Source organism: Streptomyces incanus, from assembly GCF_042656345.1.
In the GTDB taxonomy this organism is placed as follows: Bacteria; Actinomycetota; Actinomycetes; order Streptomycetales; family Streptomycetaceae; genus Streptomyces; species Streptomyces incanus.
The window spans coordinates 1-899 of the sequence record NZ_JBHSPC010000188.1 but is presented as its reverse complement, the minus strand read 5'-3'; the positions used below and the strand labels follow the sequence as shown (position 1 = coordinate 899).

Here is an 899-nt window from a genome sequence, read left to right as displayed (position 1 = left end):
GTACTCGAGTTGGAGCAGGACGAGGGCTGCAGCAGCGATCTTCGTGATGCGGCTGGGGTCGAGGCTGACCCTGCGCAGGGCCTTGAAGGTGGTCTTGAGCAGGGAGTTGGCGCGTTCGCAGACGCCGTGGATGCCGCGGATGACCTTGTTGTAGGTCTGCTGGGCTTCGCTCAGTTCGCCTCCGGCGGGCTTCTTGTGCGGGTGGCGGAAGCCGTCGCCGGCGTTCTCGTAGCCGAGGTCGACCAGGGTCGGCATGTCCAGCTCGGCAGCGATCCGGTTGAGGGCGTCGACCAGCCCGTGGTGACGGGCGCAGGTGGTGTCGTGCTCCCTGCCCGGCCGTACTGGCGAGACCCAGATCGGCCAGCCGTCCGGGGTGGCGACGACCTGCACGTTCCCGCCATGGTGCTTGTGTTTTCCGGACCACCAGAGGTCTGCGCCGTGGGGGCCGGGGGCGGCCACGCGGTCGGTGCGGATGACGGTGCCGTCCAGGTTCAGATGCGTCAGCCCGGCCGCCTTCGCCCGCTCCAACGCGGTCGCGAGGTCCGGTGCCCCGGCCGCCAGAACGGTCAGCCCCTCGTGGAGGTAGCGGTATGCGGTGGAGACCGACAGGCCGTTGTCGCGGGCGAGTTGGGAAAGACGGGTGCCGTCGATGAACCAGCGCAGGATGAGCACCCCCTGACGGAAGCAGCCCAGCGCACGCCGCCCCTTGCGGGTTCCGGCCGCGATGCGGTGATCGCGCAGCAGCCGGGCCAGGTGCTCGGCGGTGGACCGCTTCACATCGAGCACGGCGGTGTATGTGACACTGGTCGGCACGTGAGGCCCCTCGGTCAGAACAATCTGTCGCAAGATCGTTCCTAGCAGGGGCCTTACGTCTGCCCGGACTTGGGGACCACACGGGC

Annotated in this window: 1 protein-coding gene; it reads right to left on the bottom strand. The window is 68.9% G+C overall.

What is annotated here, in order from left to right; all coding sequences use genetic code 11:
• On the bottom strand, window positions 1-813 hold an 813-nt coding region (locus tag ACFP2V_RS38600; RefSeq protein ID WP_381221440.1), incomplete at its 3' end, for an HARBI1 family protein.
• Window positions 814-899: the final 86 nt, after the last annotated feature.